General features: G+C 72.4%; 18 protein-coding genes. 17 read left to right on the top strand and 1 reads right to left on the bottom strand.

What is annotated here, in order from left to right:
• Window positions 1-9 precede the first annotated feature (9 nt).
• From QRT05_RS12820 to QRT05_RS12745, 16 genes are all read left to right on the top strand, one after another.
• Window positions 10-561 (top strand): NuoB/complex I 20 kDa subunit family protein, encoded by a 552-nt coding sequence (locus tag QRT05_RS12820; protein ID WP_289447653.1) that lies wholly within the window; start codon window positions 10-12, stop codon window positions 559-561.
• Entirely contained in the window at window positions 558-1,337 is a 780-nt protein-coding gene (locus tag QRT05_RS12815) for an NADH-quinone oxidoreductase subunit C (RefSeq protein ID WP_289447652.1), read from the top strand. Before QRT05_RS12820 ends, QRT05_RS12815 begins: the two co-directional genes overlap by 4 nt.
• The gene (locus tag QRT05_RS12810) at window positions 1,334-2,668 is read left to right on the top strand and encodes an NADH-quinone oxidoreductase subunit D (RefSeq protein WP_289447651.1); all 1,335 of its coding nucleotides are present in this window, start codon (window positions 1,334-1,336) and stop codon (window positions 2,666-2,668) included. The genes QRT05_RS12815 and QRT05_RS12810 overlap by 4 nt, the downstream gene beginning before the upstream one ends.
• Window positions 2,668-3,531 carry an NADH-quinone oxidoreductase subunit NuoE gene (gene nuoE, locus QRT05_RS12805; protein WP_289447650.1) on the top strand — a complete coding sequence of 288 codons (864 nt, stop codon included), beginning with the start codon at window positions 2,668-2,670 and terminating at the stop codon, window positions 3,529-3,531. Before QRT05_RS12810 ends, nuoE begins: the two co-directional genes overlap by 1 nt.
• Window positions 3,531-4,868: an NADH-quinone oxidoreductase subunit NuoF gene (nuoF, locus tag QRT05_RS12800; protein ID WP_289447649.1), complete on the top strand. Its 1,338-nt coding sequence runs from the start codon at window positions 3,531-3,533 to the stop codon at window positions 4,866-4,868. Before nuoE ends, nuoF begins: the two co-directional genes overlap by 1 nt.
• Window positions 4,865-7,426 (top strand): NADH-quinone oxidoreductase subunit G, encoded by a 2,562-nt coding sequence (locus tag QRT05_RS12795; RefSeq protein ID WP_289447648.1) that lies wholly within the window; start codon window positions 4,865-4,867, stop codon window positions 7,424-7,426. Before nuoF ends, QRT05_RS12795 begins: the two co-directional genes overlap by 4 nt.
• On the top strand, window positions 7,426-8,778 hold the full coding sequence (gene nuoH / locus QRT05_RS12790; protein ID WP_289447647.1) for an NADH-quinone oxidoreductase subunit NuoH: 1,353 nt from the start codon (window positions 7,426-7,428) through the stop codon (window positions 8,776-8,778). The genes QRT05_RS12795 and nuoH overlap by 1 nt, the downstream gene beginning before the upstream one ends.
• Window positions 8,771-9,631: an NADH-quinone oxidoreductase subunit NuoI gene (gene nuoI / locus QRT05_RS12785; protein ID WP_407650344.1), complete on the top strand. Its 861-nt coding sequence runs from the start codon at window positions 8,771-8,773 to the stop codon at window positions 9,629-9,631. The genes nuoH and nuoI overlap by 8 nt, the downstream gene beginning before the upstream one ends.
• Window positions 9,628-10,539, top strand: coding sequence for an NADH-quinone oxidoreductase subunit J (locus tag QRT05_RS12780; RefSeq protein WP_289447646.1), 912 nt, complete (start codon window positions 9,628-9,630; stop codon window positions 10,537-10,539). The genes nuoI and QRT05_RS12780 overlap by 4 nt, the downstream gene beginning before the upstream one ends.
• Window positions 10,536-10,835, top strand: coding sequence for an NADH-quinone oxidoreductase subunit NuoK (gene nuoK, locus QRT05_RS12775; RefSeq protein ID WP_289447645.1), 300 nt, complete (start codon window positions 10,536-10,538; stop codon window positions 10,833-10,835). The genes QRT05_RS12780 and nuoK overlap by 4 nt, the downstream gene beginning before the upstream one ends.
• A gap of 10 nt (window positions 10,836-10,845) precedes the next feature.
• A complete protein-coding gene (gene nuoL, locus QRT05_RS12770; RefSeq protein ID WP_407650343.1) occupies window positions 10,846-12,834 on the top strand; it encodes an NADH-quinone oxidoreductase subunit L in 1,989 nt (662 codons plus the stop codon).
• A 15-nt stretch (window positions 12,835-12,849) separates the two neighbouring features.
• The gene (locus QRT05_RS12765; protein WP_289447643.1) at window positions 12,850-14,388 is read left to right on the top strand and encodes an NADH-quinone oxidoreductase subunit M; all 1,539 of its coding nucleotides are present in this window, start codon (window positions 12,850-12,852) and stop codon (window positions 14,386-14,388) included.
• Entirely contained in the window at window positions 14,385-16,058 is a 1,674-nt protein-coding gene (gene nuoN / locus QRT05_RS12760; RefSeq protein WP_289447642.1) for an NADH-quinone oxidoreductase subunit NuoN, read from the top strand. Before QRT05_RS12765 ends, nuoN begins: the two co-directional genes overlap by 4 nt.
• A 38-nt stretch (window positions 16,059-16,096) precedes the next feature.
• Window positions 16,097-17,104, top strand: coding sequence for a polyprenyl synthetase family protein (locus QRT05_RS12755; protein ID WP_289447641.1), 1,008 nt, complete (start codon window positions 16,097-16,099; stop codon window positions 17,102-17,104).
• A gap of 63 nt (window positions 17,105-17,167) precedes the next feature.
• Window positions 17,168-18,598, top strand: coding sequence for an RDD family protein (locus QRT05_RS12750; RefSeq protein WP_289447640.1), 1,431 nt, complete (start codon window positions 17,168-17,170; stop codon window positions 18,596-18,598).
• Window positions 18,599-18,654: 56 nt separating this feature from the next.
• Window positions 18,655-19,419: a PP2C family protein-serine/threonine phosphatase gene (locus QRT05_RS12745; protein WP_289447639.1), complete on the top strand. Its 765-nt coding sequence runs from the start codon at window positions 18,655-18,657 to the stop codon at window positions 19,417-19,419.
• A gap of 31 nt (window positions 19,420-19,450) precedes the next feature.
• Here the strand turns inward: QRT05_RS12745 and rarD are convergent, their stop codons facing one another.
• Window positions 19,451-20,395: an EamA family transporter RarD gene (rarD, locus tag QRT05_RS12740; protein ID WP_289447638.1), complete on the bottom strand. Its 945-nt coding sequence runs from the start codon at window positions 20,393-20,395 to the stop codon at window positions 19,451-19,453.
• 257 nt (window positions 20,396-20,652) lie between these two features.
• Between rarD and QRT05_RS12735 the strand changes: the two genes are divergently transcribed.
• Complete coding sequence (locus QRT05_RS12735; RefSeq protein ID WP_289447637.1) at window positions 20,653-22,782, top strand: carbohydrate-binding module family 20 domain-containing protein; 2,130 nt, start codon at window positions 20,653-20,655, stop codon at window positions 22,780-22,782.
• Window positions 22,783-22,957 lie beyond the last annotated feature (175 nt).

Here is a 22,957-nt window from a genome sequence, read left to right as displayed (position 1 = left end):
GGCCTGAGGATGGGCATCGAAGAGGCACCGTCGGGCTTCCTGCTGACGACGATCGAGGACCTGGTCGGCTACTTCCGCAAGGGCTCGCTGTGGCCCGTGACGTTCGGCCTGGCCTGCTGTGCCATCGAGATGATGGCCGCGGGCGCGCCGCGCTACGACCTGTCCCGGTTCGGCATGGAGGTGTTCCGTGCCTCGCCCCGCCAGGCGGACCTCATGATCGTGGCCGGCCGCGTGAGCCAGAAGATGGCGCCGGTGGTCCGGCAGGTGTACGACCAGATGAGCGAGCCCAAGTGGGTGCTCTCCATGGGCGTCTGCGCGAGCAGCGGCGGCATGTTCAACAACTACGCGATCGTCCAGGGCGTCGACCACATCGTCCCCGTGGACATCTACCTGCCCGGGTGCCCGCCGCGGCCCGAGATGCTCATCAACGCGATCCTGACGCTGCACGAGCAGATCCAGAACGAGCCGCTCGGCGTCAACCGCCAGGAGGCGGCGGCCGCGGCCGAGGCGGCCGCGCTCGCCGCGACGCCGACGTCGCACATGACGGGGCTGCTGCGATGAGCGAGGAGAAGGTCGACGCCGCGTCCGCCGTGAAGCCGGGCGACGCGACCACGGACGCGCAGGACACGAGCAAGGCGGCCCTCGAGGCCGGCTCGCAGCACACGGGCCGCACCGCGTTCGAGGTGGTCGACGTGCGGCGCGGACTGTTCGGCGTGCACGACACGGGCGACACCTCGGGCTACGGCGGCCTGGTCACCACGATCGCGCTGCCCGGCCCGTCCGAGCGCCCGTACGGCGGCTGGTTCGACGAGGTGGTCGACATCCTGACGGAGGTGCTCGACGAGTCGGGCACCGGCTACGCACGCGCGGTCGAGTACGTGGTGGTCGACCGGAACGAGCTCACGCTGCACGTCTCGCGCGCCCACCTGGTGGAGGTGGCGCAGGCCCTGCGTGACGACCAGGACCTGCGCTTCGAGCTCAGCCTGGGCGTCAGCGGCGTGCACTACCCGCACGAGCACGGGCGCGAGCTGCACGCCGTCTATCAGCTGGTCTCGGTCACGCACGGCCGGCGGCTGCGGCTCGAGGTCGCGGCCCCGGACGACGACCCGCACATCCCGTCGACCACGAGCGTGTATCCGGCCAACGACTGGCACGAGCGCGAGGTCTTCGACTTCTTCGGCCTGATCTTCGACGGGCACCCCGGCCTGGCGCGCATCGAGATGCCCGACGACTGGCCCGGCCACCCGCAGCGCAAGGACTACCCCCTCGGCGGCATCCCCGTCGAGTACAAGGGCGCCACCATCCCGCCCGCGGACCAGCGGAGGTCCTACTCATGAGCACCACGCACTCGACGGCCCGGATCGTCGACGACGCCGACCTGCCGATGTTCGAGGCGTCCGGCGGCGACTGGTCGCAGATCGCCGAGGAGGCCGCCAGGCTCGGCGAGGAGCGCATCGTCGTCAACATGGGCCCGCAGCACCCCTCCACGCACGGCGTGCTGCGCCTCATGCTCGAGATCGACGGCGAGACGGTGACCGAGGCCCGGGCGGGCATCGGCTACCTGCACACCGGCATCGAGAAGAACATGGAGTTCCGCACCTGGACGCAGGGCGTCACGTTCTGCACCCGCATGGACTACGTGGCGCCGCTGTTCCAGGAGGCCGCGTACTGCCTCGCGGTGGAGAAGCTGCTGGGCATCACGGACGACATCCCCGAGCGGGCGTCCGTCATCCGCGTCCTGATGATGGAGCTCAACCGCATCACGTCCCACCTGGTCTGCCTCGCCACGGGCGGCAACGAGCTGGGCGCGACGACGATCATGACCGTCGGCTTCACGGCGCGCGAGGAGATCCTGCGGATCTTCGAGCTCATCTCCGGGCTGCGCATGAACCACGCGTACATCCGCCCGGGCGGCGTTGCACAGGACGTTCCCCCGGGTGCCGTCGAGGCCACCCGGGACGCGCTGGTCAACGTCAAGCACTACCTGGCCCAGCTCGAGGAGCTCATGCTGGCCAACCCGATCCTGCACCTGCGCCTCAAGGGAGTCGGCTACCTCGGCCTCGCGGGCTGCATGGGGCTCGGCGTGACGGGGCCCGTGCTGCGCAGCGCGGGCCTGCCCTACGACGTGCGCAAGGCCGAGCCGTACTGCGGCTACGAGACGTACGACTTCGACGTCCCGACCGCCACGGACGCCGACTCGTGGGCGCGCGTGGTGCTGCGCATGGAGGAGATCCACCAGTCCATCCGCATCGTCGAGCAGGCGCTGGACCGTCTGGAGAAGCACGCCGGCCCCGTGATGGTCGAGGATAAGAAGATCGCGTGGCCCGCGCAGCTGGCCATCGGCACCGACGGCATGGGCAACTCGCTCGACCACATCCGCGAGATCATGGGCACCTCGATGGAGTCGCTCATCCACCACTTCAAGCTGGTGACCGAGGGCTTCCGGGTGCCCGCGGGCCAGGTGTTCCAGACCGTCGAGCACCCGCGCGGCGAGCTGGGCGTGCACCTGGTGTCCGACGGCGGCACGCGCCCCTACCGCGCCCACTTCCGGGACCCGTCGTTCAACAACCTGCAGGCCACGTCGATCATGTGCGAGGGCGGGCAGGTGGCCGACGTCGTCGTCGCCGTCGCCTCGCTCGACCCGGTGCTGGGAGGGGTGGACCGCTGATGTCCGTCGAGGCAGGCCGCACGCCCGGCCAGACCCACCGCACCGCGTACGACGAGGCGACGCACGCGCGTCTCGGGGCGGACGCGGCCACGATCATCGCCCGTTACCCCCAGGAGCGCTCGGCACTGCTGCCGATGCTCCACCTGGTGCAGTCCGAGGACGGCTACGTCAGCCCGCGCGGCATCGCGTTCTGCGCGTCGACTCTGGGCCTGACCACGGCCGAGGTGTCGGCGGTGGCGACGTTCTACACGCAGTACAAGCGCCACCCCAACGGCGAGTACACCGTGGGCGTGTGCATCAACACGCTCTGCGCCGTGATGGGCGGCGACGCCATCTGGGAGCACCTGTCCGACCATCTCGGCGTCGGGCACGACGAGACGACCGACGACGGAGCGATCACGCTCGAGCGCGTCGAGTGCAACGCCGCCTGCGACTACGCGCCCGTGGTGATGGTGAACTGGGAGTTCTTCGACAACCAGACGCCGGAGTCCGCCGCCGCGCTGACCGACGCGCTGCGCGCGGGGGAGCAGGTCGCGCCCACCCGCGGCGCCGCCTCGGTGTGCTCGTTCAAGCAGATGTCCCGCGTGCTGGCGGGCTTCGACGACGGCCGCGCCGACGAGGGCGTGGGCGCGGGCGGCCCGACGGTGGCCGGCACGGTGCTCGCTCGCGACAAGGGCTGGCAGGCCCCCGCGTTCCCGGTCGACGGCGACAGCTCCGCGGAAAGCGCCCCGGTGGGCGGCTCGCACCAGCCGAAGGTGGGTGCGGAGCAGTCGAGCGCCGAACGCCCCGCGACGACGGCGGCCGACAGCTCGCCCGCCGCGCAGCAGAAGAAGCAGGCTTCCGACGAGGCGAAGGAGTCCTGATGGCCACCACGCTGGCACCCGTGCTGAGCGCCCACTGGGACGCGGACCGCTCGTGGGCCCTGGAGACGTACGAGGCCAACGGCGGCTACCGCGGGCTGCGGCGCGCGTTGAGCATGCAGGCGGCGGACGTCGTCACCATGGTCAAGGACTCCGGGCTGCGCGGCCGCGGTGGGGCGGGGTTCCCGACGGGCATGAAGTGGGGCTTCCTGCCCGCGCCCGACGGCGGGCCGCGCTACCTCGTGGTCAACGCGGACGAGTCCGAGCCGGGCACGTGCAAGGACATCCCGCTCATGATGGCCAGCCCGCAGCACCTCATCGAGGGCGTCATCATCACGTCCTACGCCATCGGCTGCCATCACGCCTTCATCTACGTGCGCGGCGAGGTGCTGCACGTCTACCGTCGCCTGCTGCGCGCGGTCGAGGAGGCCCGTGCGGCCGGCTACGTCGGCTCGGACATCCTGGGTTCCGGCTACGACCTCGAGATCACCGTGCACGCCGGGGCGGGCGCCTACATCTGCGGGGAGGAGACCGCGCTGCTCGACTCGCTCGAGGGCCTCCGCGGCCAGCCGCGGCTCAAGCCGCCGTTCCCTGCCGTCGCCGGCCTGTACGCGCGCCCGACCGTGGTGAACAACGTCGAGTCCATCGCGTCCGTGCCCGGGATCGTGGTCGGCGGCGCCGACTGGTTCAAGCAGATGGGCACCGAGCGGTCCACTGGCCACGGCCTGTTCAGCCTCTCAGGCCACGTGACCAACCCCGGCCAGTACGAGGCGCCGCTCGGCATCACGCTGCGCGAGCTGCTCGAGATGGCGGGCGGCATGCGCGGCGGCCGCGCACTGAAGTTCTGGACGCCGGGCGGTTCGTCGACCCCCATCTTCACCGCCGAGCACCTCGACGTCCCGCTCGACTACGAGTCCGTGGGAGCCGCGGGCTCGATGCTGGGCACCCGTGCGCTGCAGATCTTCGACGAGACGACGTCGGTGGTGCGCGCCGTGACGCGGTGGACCGAGTTCTACAAGCACGAGTCGTGCGGCAAGTGCACGCCGTGCCGCGAGGGGACGTTCTGGCTCGCGCAGGTGCTGCAGCGCCTCGAGCGCGGTCAGGGCACGCCGGCCGACATCGACCTGCTGCTCGACCTGTGCGACAACATCCTCGGCCGCGCCTTCTGCGCCCTGGGCGACGGCGCCACGAGCCCCATCACGAGCGCCGTGCAGTACTTCCGGGAGGAGTTCGAGGCGGGCTGCCACACCCCCGCCGACGCGCTGTTCCCGCCGCAGGCCAGCGCACTGTTCGACTACACGCCGCGCAGGTCCGCGGCCCTCGTGGGGGTGCACGCATGACGATCACGTCCGCCGGACCGACCACGCCGCTGGTCCCCGCCGCGCCCGCACCGGTCGCGGCGAGCGACGCCGAGCTGGTGAGCTTCTCCATCGACGGCATCGAGACGTCGGCGCCCAAGGGCACGCTCGTGATCCGTGCCGCCGAGGAGCTGGGCATCCAGATCCCGCGCTTCTGCGACCACCCGCTGCTCGCGCCCGCCGGCGCCTGCCGCCAGTGCCTCGTCGAGGTGTGGGCGCCCGGGCGCGACGGCAAGCTCGCCAAGATGCCCAAGCCGCAGGCCTCCTGCACGCTCGAGGCTACCCCCGGGATGCAGGTCAAGACGCAGCACACCTCGCCCGAGGCCGACAAGGCGCAGCACGGCGTCATGGAGCTGCTGCTCATCAACCACCCGCTCGACTGCCCGGTCTGCGACAAGGGCGGCGAGTGCCCCCTGCAGAACCAGGCGATGAGCAACGGCCGAGCCACCACGCGGTTCGTCGACGTCAAGCGCACGTTCCCCAAGCCGATCGCCGTCTCGACGCAGATCCTTCTGGACCGCGAGCGGTGCGTGCTGTGCCAGCGGTGCACCCGGTTCTCCGAGGAGATCGCGGGAGACGTGTTCATCGACCTGCAGAAGCGCGGCGCGCAGCAGCAGATCGGCCGGTTCGACACGGACGTGCTGGGGTTCGTGGGCGACGTGCCCGCGGGCGCGGCGACCCTGGACACCAGCGGCAAGCCGTTCGCCTCGTACTTCTCGGGCAACACCGTGCAGATCTGCCCGGTGGGGGCGCTCACCAGCGCGGCCTACCGGTTCCGCTCGCGGCCCTTCGACCTGGTGTCCACGCCCTCGGTCGCGGAGCACGACTCCAACGGCTCCGCGATCCGCATCGACCACCGCCGCGGCGTGGTGCTGCGCCGCCTCGCGGGCGACGACCCGGCGGTCAACCAGGAGTGGATCAGCGACAAGGACCGCTTCGCGTTCACGTGGCAGTCCGCGCCCGACCGCATCACCACCCCGCTGGTCCGCTCTCGGAACGACGACGGTTCGCGCGGCGAGCTGGTCCCCGCCAGCTGGGTCGAGGCGCTGGGTGCCGCAGCGGCCGGGCTGCGTGCGGCCGGTGCCGTGGGCGTGCTGCCCGGCGGACGGCTCACGCTCGAGGACGCGTACGCGTACGGCAAGTTCGCGCGCGTGGCGCTGGGCACCAACGACGTCGACGGCCGGGCGCGCCCGCACTCCGACGAGGAGGAGGCCTTCCTGGCGCACCACGTCGCGGGCCGCACCCTCCAGGTGACGTTCGCGGACCTGGACCGGGCCCCCGCCGTGCTGCTCGTCGGGCTGGAGCCCGAGGAGGAGGCCGGGATCCTGTTCCTGCGGCTCCGCCAGGCCGTGGTGCACCACCGCACCCGCGTGGTGTCGGTGGCGGCGCTGGCGACGCGCGGGCTCGAGCGGCTCTCCGGCACGCTGGTCGCGGCCGCGCCCGGCACCGAGGCCGAGGTGCTCGACGGCATCGTCGGCGGCGCCCAGGACCAGCTGGGCGAGGCGGCAGACCTGCTCGCCGCGGACGGTGCGGTGATCCTGGTGGGCGAGCGCCTGGCCGCCGTCCCCGGCGGCTTCACCGCCGTGCTCGCGCTCGCGGAGCGCACCGGAGCACGGCTGGCGTGGGTGCCGCGCCGCGCCGGGGAGCGGGGTGCCGTCGAGGCCGGCCTGCTGCCCTCGCTGCTGCCGGGCGGTCGCACCGTCGCGGACGGCGCGGCGCGCGTCGACCTCGCCGCGGCCTGGGACGTGGACTCGCTCCCCGCGGCGCCCGGTCGCAACGCGTCCGCGATCATCGCCGGCGCGCGCGACGGGAGCCTGGGCGGGCTGCTCGTCGGCGGCCTGGAGCCCGCGGACCTGCCCGACCCGGCGCTCGCGCGCGACGCGCTGGACCGCGTGGGCTTCCTCGTCTCGCTCGAGGTGCGTGCGTCCGAGGTCACCGACCGGGCGGACGTCGTCCTGCCGGTCGCGCCGCCCGTGGAGCGCGGCGGCACGTTCGTCACGTGGGAGGGCCGTCCCCGACCGTTCCCGCAGGCGCTCGTCTCCCACGCGCTGCCCGACCACCGCGTGCTCGACCGCCTCGCGGACGAGCTGGGTGTCGTCCTCGGGCTGGGCAGCCTCGCGGAGGTGCACGCCGAGCTCGACCAGATCGGCGGCTGGGACGGTGCGCGTGCCGAGGCGCCGCGGGTGGCGGGCGCCGAGCCCGCCGCGGTGGCCCCGGGCACCGCGGTGCTGGCCACCTGGCACCAGCTGCTCGACGCCGGTCGCCTGCAGTCGGGCGAGCCGCACCTCGCGGGTACCGCGAAGGTCGCCACCGCGCGGATCTCGGCCGCCACCGCGGCCGCCGTGGGCGTGGCGGACGGGGGATCGCTGGCCGTGAGCACCGACGCGGGCACGATCACGCTCCCGGTGGCCGTCACGGACATGCCGGAGCACGTGGTCTGGCTGCCCACCAATGCCGCGGGCAGCGCCGTCCGCGACACGCTGCACGCCGACTCGGGCGACGTCGTCCGCATCGCCGCGGGGAACAGGGAGGTGGTGTGATGCTCACGGCTGCCATCGCACCCGTCACGGCCGACTTCAGCAACGACACCTGGTGGCTGTGGGTCATCAAGGCGGTCGCCATCATCGCGTTCCTGCTGACCAGCGTGCTGTTCGCCATCTGGTTCGAGCGCAAGGTCGTGGCCCGCATGCAGGTGCGGCCGGGCCCGAACGTGCACGGCCCGTTCGGCCTGCTGCAGTCCCTCGCGGACGCCATGAAGCTGCTGTTCAAGGAGGACATGACCGTCACGGCGGCGGACAAGGTCGTCTACGTCGTCGCGCCGATGATCGCGGTGTTCTGCTCGCTCCTGACGTTCGCGGTCATCCCGCTCGGCCCGTCGGTGAGCATGTTCGGGCACGAGACGCCGCTGCAGCTCACGGACTTCCCGGTGGCCGTCCTGTACATCCTGGCCTGCGCCTCGGTGGGCGTGTACGGGATCGTGCTGGGTGGCTGGGCGTCCAACTCCACGTACCCCCTGCTCGGCTCCGTGCGGTCGACGGCCCAGGTCATCTCCTACGAGCTCGCCATGGGCCTGTCGCTCGTCAGCGTGTTCCTCCTGGCGGGGTCGATGTCGACCTCGCAGATCGTGGAGTCGCAGAACACCATCTGGTGGGTGCTGCCGCTCCTCCCGGCCTTCGTGATCTACGTCGTGTCGATGGTGGGCGAGACCAACCGGCTCCCGTTCGACCTCCCCGAGGCCGAGGGCGAGCTGGTGTCCGGGTACATGACCGAGTACTCGTCCATGAAGTTCGCCTGGTTCTTCCTGGCCGAGTACATCAACATGCTCAACGTCTCGGCCGTCGCCACCACGCTGTTCCTGGGCGGCTGGCACGCTCCGTTCGGCATCTCGCAGATCAACGACGGGATGTTCAACGAGGGCTGGTGGCCCGTGCTGTGGTTCCTCGTCAAGCTCTGGGCCGTGATGTTCTTCTTCGTCTGGGTGCGCGGCTCGGTGCTGCGGTTCCGGTACGACCAGTTCATGAACATCGGCTGGAAGCGGCTCATCCCCGCCGCGCTGGTCTGGGTGGTGCTCGTCGCGGTGGTGCAGGGGCTGCGCACGTTCTGGCACCTCGACCGCTCGGCGCTGTTCGCCGCCGCCGCCGTACTCGGCGTCCTGGTGGTGATCAGCCTGCTGATCCCGGAGAAGAAGAAGCCTGTCGCCGCGGCGCCGACCGGGCCCCAGGTCTTCGACCCGTACGCCGGCGGGTACCCCGTGCCGCCGCTGCCGGGCCAGGTGCTGCCGCCCTCGCCGCGCGCCCAGCGCCGTGCGGCCGCGGCACTCGTCGGCTCGTCGTCCGAGCCCGTCCCGACCGCTGGAACTCCCGAGACCGACCCGGAGGTGCACGGTGGCTGAGCCGCGCAAGAAGCCCGCCCCCGCCGGCGGGCAGGTGGCCCGCCCGACGGGCCGGCAGGTCGCCCGCCCGGCAGGGAAGCCGGCACCAGCGCAGTCGTCCGCGGCCGTCCAGCCGCGCTCGGCCGCGGCCGACGTCGGCGCACCCGCCAGCTACGAGCCGCTCATGAAGCCGGCGGGCGGCCTGCGCGGCCTGCTCGCTCCCGTCGGCGGGTTCGGCGTGACGCTGTCCAACATGTTCCGGCCGACCGTCACCGAGGAGTACCCCTCGGAGAAGGTGCCTGCCAAGCCGCGCTACCACGGCCGCCACCAGCTCAACCGGTACGCCGACGGCCTGGAGAAGTGCATCGGGTGCGAGCTGTGCGCGTGGGCCTGCCCGGCGGACGCGATCTACGTCGAGGGTGCGGACAACACTCCCGACAACCAGCGCTCGCCCGGCGAGCGGTTCGGCGCGGTCTACCAGATCAACTACCTGCGCTGCATCTTCTGCGGGCTCTGCATCGAGGCGTGCCCCACCCGCGCGCTGACCATGACCAACGAGTACGAGCTCGCGGGCCCCACGCGCGCCGGGATGATCTGGGAGAAGCAGGACCTGCTGGCGCCGCTGCGCTCGGGCATGCTCGCCGCCCCGCACCCGATGGTCGAGGGGACGACGGACACGGAGTACTACCGCGGCGAGGTCACCGGAGCCACCGACGCCCAGCGCGCCTGGGTGCGCGAGCACCGTCCCGACGACCCGACGCTGCCCGAGGGCGACGGCATCGACGCCGCGAACGAGCGGCTGGCCGAGGCGGGCGCGACCGCAGCCGAGATGGCCCGCCTGGTCGCGGCCGCCAACAAGCAGGGCACCCGATGAGCGCGCTCGTGGCGGCCGTGCCGGCCGTGCTCGCGGAGGGCGGGCAGACGTCCGGCGCCGAGGAGGCGCTGTTTTGGGTGCTGGCGCCCGTGATGGTGCTGGCTGCGCTCGGGCTGCTCTTCGCCCGCAAGGCGGTGCACGCGGCGCTCTCGCTGATCGTCGTGATGATCTCGCTCGCGTTCATGTACGTGGCGCAGGGAGCCGTGTTCCTGGGCGTGGTCCAGGTGGTCGTCTACACCGGCGCGATCATGATGCTGTTCCTGTTCGTGCTCATGCTGGTGGGCGTCGGCTCGTCCGACTCGCTGGTCGAGACCATCCGCGGGCAGCGCTGGGCGGGCTGGATCGCGGCGCTCGGGCTGGTCGCGGTGCTGGCCGGCGTCCTGGGCACCGCGCTGTACCCGGAGTCGGTGGGCCTGGAGGAGGCGAACGCGCGCTCGAACCCCGAGGGCGTCGCGGAGGTCATCTTCGCCGACCACGTCTTTGCCATGGAGGTGGTGGGCGCGCTGCTGGTCACGGCCGCCCTCGGTGCCCTGGTGCTCACGCACCGCCGGCGCCTGGGCCCCAAGCGCGGCCAGCGCGAGCTCGCCGACCTGCGCGTCGAGGGTGGTCACCACCTCGCGCCGCTGCCCGCCCCCGGCGTGTACGCGCGGCACAACGCGATGGACGTGCCCGCGCTCGACCCGTACGGCAACCCGCTCGAGTCGTCCGTGCCGCGCGTGCTGCGCGTGCGGGGGCAGGAGGCGGATGCCGCCGAGTACGCGGCGCGCATCGACCGTGTGCTGGCGGGCCGGGCCGCGAAGCCCGACGAGAACCCGCCGCCCGCGGCCGACCCCGCCGGACAGGCCGTCAACGCGCCCGACATCGCCGACGCCGTCGCGGGCGTCGACCTCGAGGGGGAGACCAAGTGAGCCTCGACAACTACCTCGTGCTCGCAGCGATTCTCTTCTCGATCGGCGCGGCGACCGTGCTGCTGCGACGCAACGCGATCATCGTGTTCATGGGCGTCGAGCTCATGCTCAACGCGACCAACCTGCTGCTCGTGACGTTCTCGCGCCTGCACGGCCAGCTGGACGGCCAGGTGCTGGCGTTCTTCGTCATGGTCGTCGCCGCGGCCGAGGTCGTCGTGGGCCTCGCGATCATCGTGTCCATCTACCGAACCCGACGCTCGGCCTCGGTCGACGACGTGAACCTGCTGAAGAGCTGAGGGGCGGACCGTGAACACCCTGACGTCCTGGGCGACGAGCGCGCCCTTCGCCGACATCGGCCCGGCGGCCGCCGAGCCCGTGAGCGCCGGGATCTACGCCGTCGCGCCGCTGCTCGTCGGGCTCCCCCTCGGCTCGGCCGCGCTGCTGCTGCTCCTGGGCCGCCGCTCCGACAGGTGGGGGCACTGGCTCGGCGTGCTCGCCTCGGCGGCCGCGTTCGTCGTCGGGCTGCTGACCTTCCTGGCGATGCTCGACCGGGACGCGAGCAACCGCGTGCTGGACGTGCGCGTCGGCGACTGGATCGATGCCGGCGCCTTCCACCTGAGCGCAGGCATGCGGCTGGACCCGCTGTCGATGACGTTCGTGCTGCTCGTGACGTTCGTCGGCACGCTCATCCACGTCTACTCGGTCGCCTACATGGACCACGACCGCGACCGCCGCCGGTTCTTCGCCTACCTGAACCTGTTCGTGGCCGCGATGCTCGTTCTCGTGCTGGCCGACAGCTACCTGCTGATGTTCGTCGGCTGGGAGGGTGTCGGCCTGGCGTCGTACCTGCTCATCGGCTTCTGGAACCATCGCACGCCGTACGCGGTCGCGGCCAAGAAGGCTTTCGTCGCGAACCGCATCGGCGACATCGGGCTCATCGTGGCGCTCGGGCTCATGTTCGCGACCTTCGGCGGCGTCGACTTCACCACGGTGCTCGGCGCGAACATGTCCGGCGTGAGCGAGGCGACGCTCACGGGCATCGGGCTCATGCTGCTGCTGGCCGCGTGCGGCAAGTCGGCGCAGTTCCCGCTGCAGTCCTGGCTCGGTGACGCGATGGCGGGCCCGACCCCGGTGTCCGCGCTGATCCACGCCGCGACCATGGTGACCGCCGGCGTCTACCTCATCGTCCGGTCGGCCCCGGTGTTCGACGCGGCGCCGACCGCGCAGCTCGTCGTGGTCGTCGTCGGAGCCATCACGCTGCTGTTCGGTGCGATCGTCGGCTGCGCGAAGGACGACATCAAGAAGGCGCTCGCCGCCTCGACGATGTCCCAGATCGGCTACATGGTCCTCGCCGCCGGGCTGGGGCCCGTGGGCTACGCGTTCGCGATCTTCCACCTGGTGACCCACGGCTTCTTCAAGGCCGGGATGTTCCTGGGTGCCGGCTCGGTGATGCACGGGATGGACGACCAGGTGGACATGCGCCGCTTCGGCGGCCTGGCCCGGTACATGAAGATCACGTACGTCACCTTCGGCCTCGGCTGGCTGGCGATCCTCGGCGTCCCGCCGTTCTCCGGGTTCTGGTCGAAGGACAAGATCATCGAGGCCGCGTTCATCCCCACGGACGGCCACACGTGGCGGGCCTGGCTGTTCGGCAGCGTCGCGCTGCTGGGCGCCGGCATCACCGCGTTCTACATGTCGCGCCTGTTCTTCATGACGTTCGAGGGCGAGCGCCGCTGGTCGACCAGGACCGACGGCAGCCAGCAGCACCCGCACGAGGCCCCGGCGCTCATGACCTGGCCGATGATCATCCTGGCGATCGGCTCGGCCGGCCTGGGGCTGGTACTCGGTCTCGGCAACCGGTTCGTCGACTGGCTCGCGCCGGTCACGGGGGAGCACGAGCACGGGGAGCCCGTGCTGGCCCCGGGCGTGCTCGTGGCGCTGACGCTCGTGCTGGTGGTCGTGGGGGCGGTCCTCGCGTGGCGCCGGTACGCCATCTCGACGGTCCCGGTGATCCCGCCCGTCGGCACCGCGCTCACCCGTGCGGCCCGCGTCGACCTCTACCAGGACGCGGTCAACGACGCGCTGCTCGTCGAGCCCGGTCAGCACCTGACCCGCTCGCTGGTCTACGTCGACAAGACCGTCGTGGACGGCGCCACCGTGGGCGTCGGCCAGACGACGGTCGGCCTCGGCCAGCTGCTCCGCAAGACCCAGACCGGTTACGTGCGTTCCTACGCCGCGACCATGCTCCTCGGTCTGGTCGTCCTCGTCGCCACCGTCCTGGTCATCCAGAGCTGAGGAGCGCACAACACGATGTCCTCCGACTTCCCCTGGCTGACTGCCCTCATCGTGCTGCCCCTGGTGGGCGCTGCGGTGCTGTGGCTGCTGCCCGCCGGAGCCCGACGCCACACGCGCACCGTCGCGCTGGCCTTCACGCTCGCCGAGGTCGCCCTCGGCGCGGGCGCGCTGCTCGCGTTCGACACCGGGGACGCCGGTGCGCAGCAGCTCGCCGAGACCCACCAGTGGATCCCGTCGCTCGGGGTGTCCTACGCGGTGGGCGTGGACGGCGTGGGCCTTGCGCTCCTGCTCATGTCCGTCGTCCTGGTCCCGCTGGTGGTGCTCGCCGCCTGGCGCGAGCAGGGCTCGACGGGCGCGCCGAGCGACCGGCTGCGGCACTTCCTCGCGCTCGCCCTGGTGCTCGAGGCCTTCATCGTCGCGGTCTTCTCCGCGCGGGACGTGTTCTTCTTCTACGTCCTGTTCGAGGCCATGCTCATCCCGGTCTACTTCATGATCGGCGCCTTCGGCGGTGCGCAGCGGCGGTACGCGGCGATCAAGTTCCTCATCTACTCGCTGACCGGCGGCCTCATCATGCTGGTGGCCGTCATCGCGCTCTACCTGCAGGGCCCGGGCGGCAAGCAGGGCTTCCTCACCGACAACCTCACGGCGCTGACGATCGACCCGACGCTCGAGAAGTGGCTGTTCGCGGGCTTCTTCCTGGCGTTTGCGATCAAGGCGCCCATGTTCCCGGTGCACACCTGGCTGCCCGACGCGGCGCAGAACGCGACCCCCGGCACGTCGGTGCTCCTGGTGGGCGTGCTGGACAAGGTCGGCACCTTCGGGATGCTCACGCTGTGCCTCCCGCTGTTCCCAGCCGCCTCGCGCTGGGCGGCACCGTTCGTGATCGTGCTGGCGATCGTCTCGATCATCTACGGCGCGCTCCTGGCGATCGGCCAGAAGGACCTCATGCGGCTGATCGCGTACACCTCGGTGTCGCACTTCGGCTTCATCGTGCTGGGCATCTTCGCCTTCACGTCGACCTCGGTGGCGGGCTCGTCCTTCTACATGGTCAACCACGGCCTCTCCACCGGCGCCCTGTTCCTCATCGCGGGCTTCCTGGTGGCGCGGCGCGGCTCGCAGGACATCGCGGACTTCGGCGGGCTGCAGAGGGTGGTCCCCGTCATGGCGGGCACGTTCCTGGTGGCGGGCCTGTCCGCTCTGTCGCTGCCGGGCCTGTCGACGTTCGTCTCGGAGTTCCTGGTGCTGGTCGGCACGTTCGCGCGGCACCCGGCGGCGGCGATCGTGGCCTCACTGGGTGTGGTGCTCGCGGCCGTCTACGTGCTGTGGACCTACCAGCGGATCTTCACCGGCCCGGTGCGGGACGGTCTCGAGACGATGCCGGACCTGCGCACGCGCGAGCGGTGGGCCGTCGGCCCGCTGATCGCGGCGATGCTCGTGCTCGGCTTCGTGCCCGGCCCCGCGCTGGACCTGGTCCGGCCGCCCGCCTCCGTCACCCTCGAGCAGGTGGGCGTCACCGACGTGCCCGCCAGCGCCGCTGAAGGGAGCACCCCGTGAGCACGTTCACGGCCCCGCACGTCGACTGGGCCCACCTGAGCCCGGTGCTCATCGTCCTGGGTGCGGCCGCCATCGGTGTGCTGCTCGAGGCGTTCGTCCCGGCGCGGCTGCGGCGCACCGTGCAGCTCAGCTTCTCCCTCGCCGCGCTCGCGGGCGCGCTGATCGCGGTCGCCGCGCTGTGGAGCGGGGTCAAGTCCTCGGGCGGCGTGCACGTGCTCGGCACCGCGCTGGTGGTCGACGGGCCCACCCTGGTGCTGCAGGGCACGATCGCGCTGCTCGCGATCGTCGCGCTGCTCGTCGTCGCCGACCGCACGAGCACCGGCGAGGACGCGTTCGCCCCTTCGGCCGCCTCGGTGCCGGGCTCGGACTACGAGGAGGCCGCGCGCCGCCTCGGTCTGCAGCAGACCGAGGTCTACCCGCTGCTGCTGTTCGCGACGGGCGGCATGCTGATCTTCCCCGCCACGGCGGACCTGCTCACGCTGTTCGTCGCGCTCGAGGTGCTCTCGCTCCCGCTGTACCTGCTCACGGGCATGGCACGCCGCCGTCGCCTGCTGTCGCAGGAGGCGGCGATGAAGTACTTCCTGCTCGGCGCGTTCGCCTCGGCGCTCATGCTCTTCGGCATCGCGCTCGTGTACGGCTACTCGGGCTCCCTGAGCTACGCCACGATCGCGTCGACGACGGCCAACCCGACGGGCACCGACTCCCTCCTGCTCGTCGGCGCCGTGATGCTCCTGGTCGGGCTGCTGTTCAAGATCGGCGCGGTGCCCTTCCACGCGTGGACCCCGGACGTGTACCAGGGCGCCCCGACGCCCATCACCGGGTTCATGGCCGCGTGCACCAAGGTCGCCGCGTTCGGCGCGCTGCTGCGCGTCGTCTACACGGTCATCCCGGGCCTGAAGTGGGACCTCGACGTGGTGATGTGGACCGTCACCATCCTCACGATGGTGGTCGGCACGGTCATCGCCATGGTGCAGACGGACATGAAGCGCCTGCTGGCCTACTCCTCCGTGGCGCACGCGGGATTCATCCTCACAGGCGTGGTCGCGCTGACCCCCGGCGGCGTCTCGGCCGTGCTGTTCTACCTGCTGGTCTACGGCGCGGCGACGATCGGTGCCTTCGGCGTCGTCTGGCTGGTGCGGGAGCGTGACGCGGACGGCGTCGTCGTCGGCGAGGCCACGCACCTGTCGCAGTGGGCCGGCCTCGGCCGGCGGCACCCGTGGCTCGCCGGATCGTTCGCGCTGTTCCTGCTCTCGTTCGCCGGGATCCCGCTGACGGCAGGATTCGTCGGGAAGTTCGGGGTGTTCTCCGCGGCGGTCGACGGCGGAGCGTGGCCGCTCGCGCTGCTCGGTGTGCTGGCCTCGGCAGGTGCCGCGTTCTTCTACGTGCGCATCGTCGTGCTGATGTTCTTCTCGGACGCTCCCACGGAGCCTGCGGCGGGGGAGCCGCTCGAGCCGTCGACGCAGGCCGACGTGGTGCTCGAGGGTGGTGCCACGCCCGCCGTGGCGACCCTCGTCGCCGAGAGGGCCCCGGCGCTGACCACCACCGTGGTGGGCACCGAGGGGTGGGCCACGGTGTCGATCGGCTTCTGCGTGCTCGTGACCGTGCTGCTCGGTGTGTTCCCCACCCCGGTGCTCGACGCCATCGCGCACATGTCGACCTTCCTGCCGTGAGGTCGGACGAGCACCCCGGCTCAAGATAGGTTCGTCCCGTGACTTCGACGACGGGCATCCCGCTGGCCGACCCGGAACTCGCGGATCGGCTCACCGCCCGCCTGGCCCTGGTGGAGGAGCGGCTGCGTGACGCCGTCGCGCACGCCGACGCCCTGGCCGACACCGCCTCGCGGCACCTGGTGAACGCCGGGGGCAAGCGGCTGCGGCCGCTGCTCACGCTGCTCACGGCCGAGCTCGGCGACGGCGCGCGCCGCGAGGTGCTCGACGCGGCGGTCGTCGTCGAGCTGACGCACCTGGCCACGCTCTACCACGACGACGTCATGGACTCCGCGCCGGTGCGCCGCGGGGCGCCCTCCGCCCACGAGGTCTGGGGCAACTCCGTCGCGATCCTCACCGGCGACCTGCTGTTCGCCCGCGCCTCGTCCACGGTGGCCGGCCTCGGCCCCGAGGCCGTGCGCATCCAGTCGGCCACGTTCGAGCGGCTGTGCCTCGGGCAGCTGCACGAAACGGTCGGCCCGCGGCCCGACGAGGACCCGGTCGAGCACTACCTGCAGGTGCTCGCGGACAAGACGGGCTCGCTCATCGCGACGTCCGCGCGGCTGGGGGCGATGTTCGCCGGCTGCCCGCCGCAGGTGGTCGCGACCGTCACCGCGTTCGGCGAGCGGATCGGCACCGCGTTCCAGCTGGCCGACGACGTCATCGACCTCACGTCGGACGGTTCCGTGACCGGCAAGACGCCGGGCACCGACCTGCGCGAGGGCGTGCCCACCATGCCCGCGCTCCTGCTCCGTGCCCGGGCGGCCGGGCCCGACGGCACGGACGACGACCGGGCACTGGTGGCCATGCTGGACGCCGACCTCTCCGGCGACGCGGCCCTCGAGCGGGCGGTCGCCGCGCTCGCGGTGCACCCCGTGGTCGAGAAGACCCGCGCGCTGTCGGTCGAGCAGACCCGGGCCGCCGTCGACGAGCTCGCGCCGCTGCCCGAGGGGCCGGTCAAGGAAGCCCTGGTGTCGTTCGCCGACCTGCTGGTGCACCGCGCATCCTGACGCCGGGATCTGGCACGATGTGCCGCGCGGCCGTTGCGGTCGCGGACCGAGGCTGGGGGTCAGGTGAGCAGCTCCACGTTCGGCGGGATCGGCGTCGCCGTGACGCCGGGCACCGTCGCGCCCATCGGCGGGCGCGTGCTCGCGTTCCTGGTCGACGGGTTCGTCGTGGGCGCCGCCTACGGGCTCGGCCTGGGCATCGTCGCCGCGCTCGGTCACCCCGGGTACGCCGTCCTGATCCCCGCGCTGCTCGCCGTGCTGGTCGGGATCGGGCAGTGGGTCGCCGAGTCGTTCACGGGTGCCACCGTGGGCGGTGCCGTGCTCGGGTACCGCACGGTCGCCGTGGACGACGGCCGCCCCGCGGGGCTGCTCGCGATCCTGGTGCGCCAGCTCGTGGTCGCGGCCGGCTCCCTGGCGTGCGGGGTCGGCCAGCTCGTCGTCGTCGCGTCGGGCGCCTGGGACGACGGGCCCGCCCAGCGCGGGTGGCACGACAAGGCGGCCCGCACGCTGGTGCTGCGTGCCTCCGCGCTCAAGCCGCGCCGGCCCGGTGGCACGGGAGCGTGGAACCAGGCCGTCGAGCGGGCCGTGGGGTCACCGCCCGCACAGCCGAGCCCCGCCGCGTCCCGCCCGCTCCCCGTGGTGCCGCCCATGCCCCCGCTCGCGCCCGCGACCGCCCCGCCCGTCGCGCGGTTCGCGCTCGCGAATGCGGATGCGGAAGCCGAGCCTGCGGCCGAGGATGTCGGCTCGCCGGCTCACGCGGGCGGATCGCCCCAGCCCGCGGCCACCGCGCTCCCGCCGGCCGGGGAACCGTCGCAGGCGGTCCGACCGGCAAGCGTGGCCGAGCGCGAGCAGCCCGACCAGCCCAAGCAGCAGGCGACCGCCCCTGCCCGTCCCCGCGGCGGTCCCGTCGCGTCGGCGTACCTCGAGCGACTCGCCGCGGCGGAGGCACACACCGACGACTCGCCGGTGCTGGACGAGACCCGCGCCGCAGCCGCGCGCGCGCAGGAGCCGCCCGCCCGCGCGCAAGACCAACCGCCCGCGCCCGCCCCGCTGATCACCGGTTACCCCGGGCAGCCCTCCACGGCTGTCCCGCCCGTCCCGCGCACGCAGGACCTGGGCGAGCTCGAGTACACGCGGATGCGCGAGAGCGTACCGACGGACCGCGCGGGCGTGCTGCGGCTGACGTTCGACACGGGTCAGCGCATCGACGTCACCGGCGACGGCCTCGTGGGCCGCAGCCCGGAGGGCGAGATGGGCATCGTCCACGTGGTCGTGATCGACGACCCGCAGCGTTCGGTCTCCAAGGTCCACCTCGCGTTCGGCCTGACCCCCGCGGGCGACGAGCTCTGGGTGGTCGACCGTGCCTCGGTCAACGGGACGGTGCTCGTCGACCCGGACGGCGTGGCCGCGACGCTCCCGGCGGGCACGCGCGCGCTGGTCGGTGCAGGCTGGACCATCCGGTTCGGTCAGCGCAGCGCCAAGGTCGAACGCCGCTGACCATGCCGGCGGACGCCCGAGGAGCCAGGAGTGCATCCGGCCAGCGAAGGACCCCGATGACCCAGCGGACCACGCCCTCGGTGAGGGCGGCATCGGTGCACATCGACGTGGGCGTGGCCACGGACCGCGCGCAGCGTGCCCACAACGAGGACGCGGTGCTCGCCGCCGACGGGGTGTACGTCGTCGCCGACGGCATGGGTGGCCACGAGTCGGGCGACGTCGCCAGCCGGACCGCCGTGGAGACGCTGCAGGCCCTGTCCCGGGGCGTCCCGGACGTCGCCCGCGCCCGGGCCGTCCTGCGCGCGGCGCACGCGCGCCTGCGGGCCCTGCCCGCGAGCGACGAGCTGCGCAGGCCGGGGACCACCGCCAGCGGCGTGGTGCTCAGCGAGCACGACGGCACCCCGTGCTGGTTGGTCCTCAACGTCGGCGACTCGCGCACCTACCGCATGGCGGGCGGCGTGCTCGAGCAGGTGACGCAAGACCACTCGGAGATCGCCGAGCTGGTGGCGAGCGGCGTCGTGCCGCCCCAGGATGCGGCGCGCTACCCCCGGCGCAACGTGGTGACGCGGGCGTTGGGCGGCGGCTCGGAGACGGTGGATCCCGACGTGTTCTGGCTCCCCGTGAGCCCGGGGGACCGGATGCTCGTGTGCTCGGACGGCCTGACCGACGAGCTCCCGGACAGCCGGATCGAGGCGGAGCTCAAGGCCGAGGCCGACCCGCAGGCCGCCGCCGACCGGCTGGTCGGAGCCGCGCTCGCGGCCGGGGGGTCGGACAACGTGACGGTGCTGGTGGTCGACGCGACGCTCCAGCAGCGCGCGTGACGAGCCCGCCCGCCGCCTCCCCGGTGGCCGCCTACGCCGACGCGGACTCCGACGTCGGCAACTGACCGGCCGAGCGGCGCACCAGCGCCTCGGCGCGCGAGTGCCGCAGCCCGTCCACGGACAGGATGGCGAGCGCGACCCACACGAGCGCGAACCCCCACCACCGGGCGGGCTCCATCTCCTCGTCCAGCACGACGACGCCGATGAGGAACTGCAGCACGGGCGCGATGTACTGCAGCATGCCGACGACGCTGAGGGGCAGCCGTCGCGCGGCGCTCCCGAACAGCAGCAGCGGGACGGCGGTGACCACCCCGGCGGAGACGAGCGCGACGGCGTGCCAGCCGCCGTGCGCAGCGAACGACGCGGTGCCCTGGGCCTGCAGCACCAGCAGGTAGCCGAGCGCCAGCGGCGTCAGCACGAGCGTCTCGGTGGCGAGGCCCGGGACCGCGCCGACCGATCGTCCTACCCGGTTCTTGATCAGCCCGTAGAACCCGAAGCTGAACGCGAGCGTCAGGGCGATCCACGGCAGCCGGCCGTAGCCGACGGTGATGACGACGACCGCGGCGGCGCCGAAGGCCAGCGCGACCCACTGCACCGGCCGGACCCGCTCGCGGAGCACGACGACGGCGAGGCCCACGGTGACCAGCGGGTTGATGAAGTACCCGAGCGCGGCGTCGACCACCCGGTCGGACAGGATGCCGACGACGAAGACGATCCAGTTCACCGCGAGCAGCACCGCCGCGAGCGCGAGCAATGTGAGGGTGCGGCGGTGGCGCAGCGTCTCGACGAACGGCTGCCAGGTGCGGGTGACCCGCAGCAGGAGCAGGCAGAACAGCAGCGACCAGACCACGCGATGGGCGACGATCTCGACGGCCCCGGCAGGCTGCAGCAACGGGAAGTAGAGGGGCAGCACGCCCCACAGGGCGTACGCGCCGATCCCGGCCACGAGGCCGGATCGGGTGGTGGTCGAGGGCACGCGCCGACTCTAGGCGGTTGACGGGAGCCGGGCCCCGCCCTAGTGTCCGTTTGCAGCAAGTTTCTACGGTTCTTGCCGTGGGCTTGCAGTCCCGCGTCGCCGGCCCCGGTCGTCGCGCGGCACACCTCCTCCCGGGTCCGGTCCGCCGGTCCCAGCGCGTGCGCGAAGCATGCGTCGCAGCAACGGCCGTCGCGACGAGGCGACGGCCGGGACAGGCCCGACGCCGTCGTCGGGCCCGACCTCGAGGAGATGCCGTCGTGCACACGACCCCCCGATCCACCGGCGCACGCCGCAGCGCGCTCGGTGCCCTGCTGGCCGCGCTGCTCGCGCTCGCCGGGCTGACCGCGCTCGGAGCCGCGAACCCGGCCGCCGCCGCACCGAGCGGCCCGCGCACCACTGCGGTGAACCTGTTCCAGTGGACGTGGAACTCGATCGCCCGCGAGTGCACGGACGTTCTCGGGCCAGCCGGCTACGGCTGGGTGCAGACCTCGCCGCCCAACGAGCACGTGCGCCTCGCCGGGCAGTGGTGGACCTCCTACCAGCCCGTGAGCTACAAGATCGAGTCGAAGCTCGGCACGCGCGCCGAGTACAAGGCCATGATCGACACCTGCCGGGCGGCGGGTGTCTCGGTGAGCACGGACGTGGTGATCAACCACATGAGCGGGCAGACGGGCAGCGGCACCGGCTGGGCGGGCACGCCGTTCAGCGAGGAGAGCTACCCCGGCCCGGCGGGCGGCTACGGGCCGCAGGACTTCCACAGCTGCCGCACCAACATCGCCAGCTACGGCGACCGCTACCAGGTGCAGAACTGCCGGCTCGTGGGGCTGCAGGACCTCGACACGGGCAGCGCGTACGTGCGCCAGGAGATCGCCGACTACCTCAACGACCTGATCTCGCTCGGCGTGCGCGGCTTCCGCGTGGACGCGGCCAAGCACATCGCCGCGACCGACCTCGCGGCGATCAAGGCCAAGATCTCCGACCAGAGCGTCTACATCGTGCAGGAGGTCATCGGCGCCTCGGGCGAGCCCGTGCAGCCCAGCGAGTACACCGGGATCGGCGACGTCCACGAGTTCACCTACGCGCGCAACCTCAAGTCGGTCTTCAACGGGGGCAGCCTCGCATCGCTGCAGGGCATCGCGAGCGCGTCCTGGCTGCTGCCCTCGGATCGTGCGGGAGTCTTCGTCGACAACCACGACACCGAGCGCAACGGCGAGACGCTCAGCTACAAGGACGGCTCGAGCTACCGGCTCGCGAACGTCTTCATGCTCGCGTACCCGTACGGCGCGCCCACGGTGTACTCGGGCTACGCGTTCTCGAACAACGACGCGGGCGCTCCGCAGCAGGGCAGCGGCAAGGTCGACGACGCGGTGTGCGGGCAGGGCACCTGGACGTGCGCGCACCGGTGGAACGAGACCGCGCACATGGCCGGGTTCCGCAACGCCGTGGCGGGGACGTCGCTGACGCAGTGGTGGGACAACGGCGGCAACCAGATCGCGTTCGGCCGGGGCGATCGCGGGTACGTGGCGCTCAACCGCGCCGGGTCGGTGCTCACCCGCACGTTCACGACGTCGCTGCCGGCCGGCCGGTACTGCGACGTGATCAGCGGTGGCGTGAGCGGTTCCGGATGCTCGGGCACGGCGGTCGACGTCTCGTCGTCGGGCACGGCCACCTTCACGGTGCCCGCGAACGGCTCGGTGGCCCTGCACGTCGGCGCGCGGGTGGGCAGCACGACGAGCCCGACGACCGACCCGAGCACGGGGACCGGGACGACCGTCTACTACGCCACGACCAAGGGCTGGTCGGCCTACCGGATCCACTACCGCGTCGGCACCGGGTCGTGGACGGCCGTGCCGGGCGAGGCGATGGCGGCCGCGTGCACCGGCTGGGTGTCGCGCCAGGTGGCGTCGAGCGGGTCGGTCGTGACCGCGGCGTTCACCGACGGCAACGGGCAGTGGGACAACAACGGGTCGAGCAACTACACGTTGACCGGCGCGGTGGTCTCGGTGAAGGACGGCGTGGTGAACGGGACGAACCCGTGCGGGACCGGCAACCCGACGCCGACCCCGACGCCGACGCCCAGCCCGACGGGCACGGCCGCGCAGGCGTCCTTCGGCGTGCAGGCGACGACCGTGGTCGGTCAGAACATCTTCGTCGTCGGCTCCTCCGCGGAGCTGGGCGGCTGGGATCCGGCCCGGGCCGTCGCGCTCTCGTCGGCGACCTACCCGGTCTGGCGCGCGGCCGTGGCCCTGCCGCCCGGGTCGACCGTGCAGTACAAGTACGTGCGCAAGGAGGCGAACGGCGCCGTGACCTGGGAGTCCGGCGCGAACCGCACCGTGACGGTGCCGGCGAGCGGGACGCTCACGGTGACCGACTCCTGGCGCAGCTGAGCCGGCCGGGACCCTGACGGGTCCCGGTCATCGGACGGGGTGGCGCCGGCGCGTGGAGGTGTGGGCGCCACCCCTGCCCCGGTCCCGGCGTCCCGTTCTGTCCGCATCCTGGCTCCCGGGTGAGGTGACCCTGTGCCCCGGTCCTAGACTGGCACCAGCACAGCCCTGCTCCGTG

Source organism: Cellulomonas edaphi (genome assembly GCF_030362815.1).
In the GTDB taxonomy this organism is placed as follows: domain Bacteria; phylum Actinomycetota; class Actinomycetes; order Actinomycetales; family Cellulomonadaceae; genus Cellulomonas; species Cellulomonas edaphi.
Note: the sequence above shows the minus strand (reverse complement) of the source record. Positions and strands in the feature narration are given on the sequence as shown.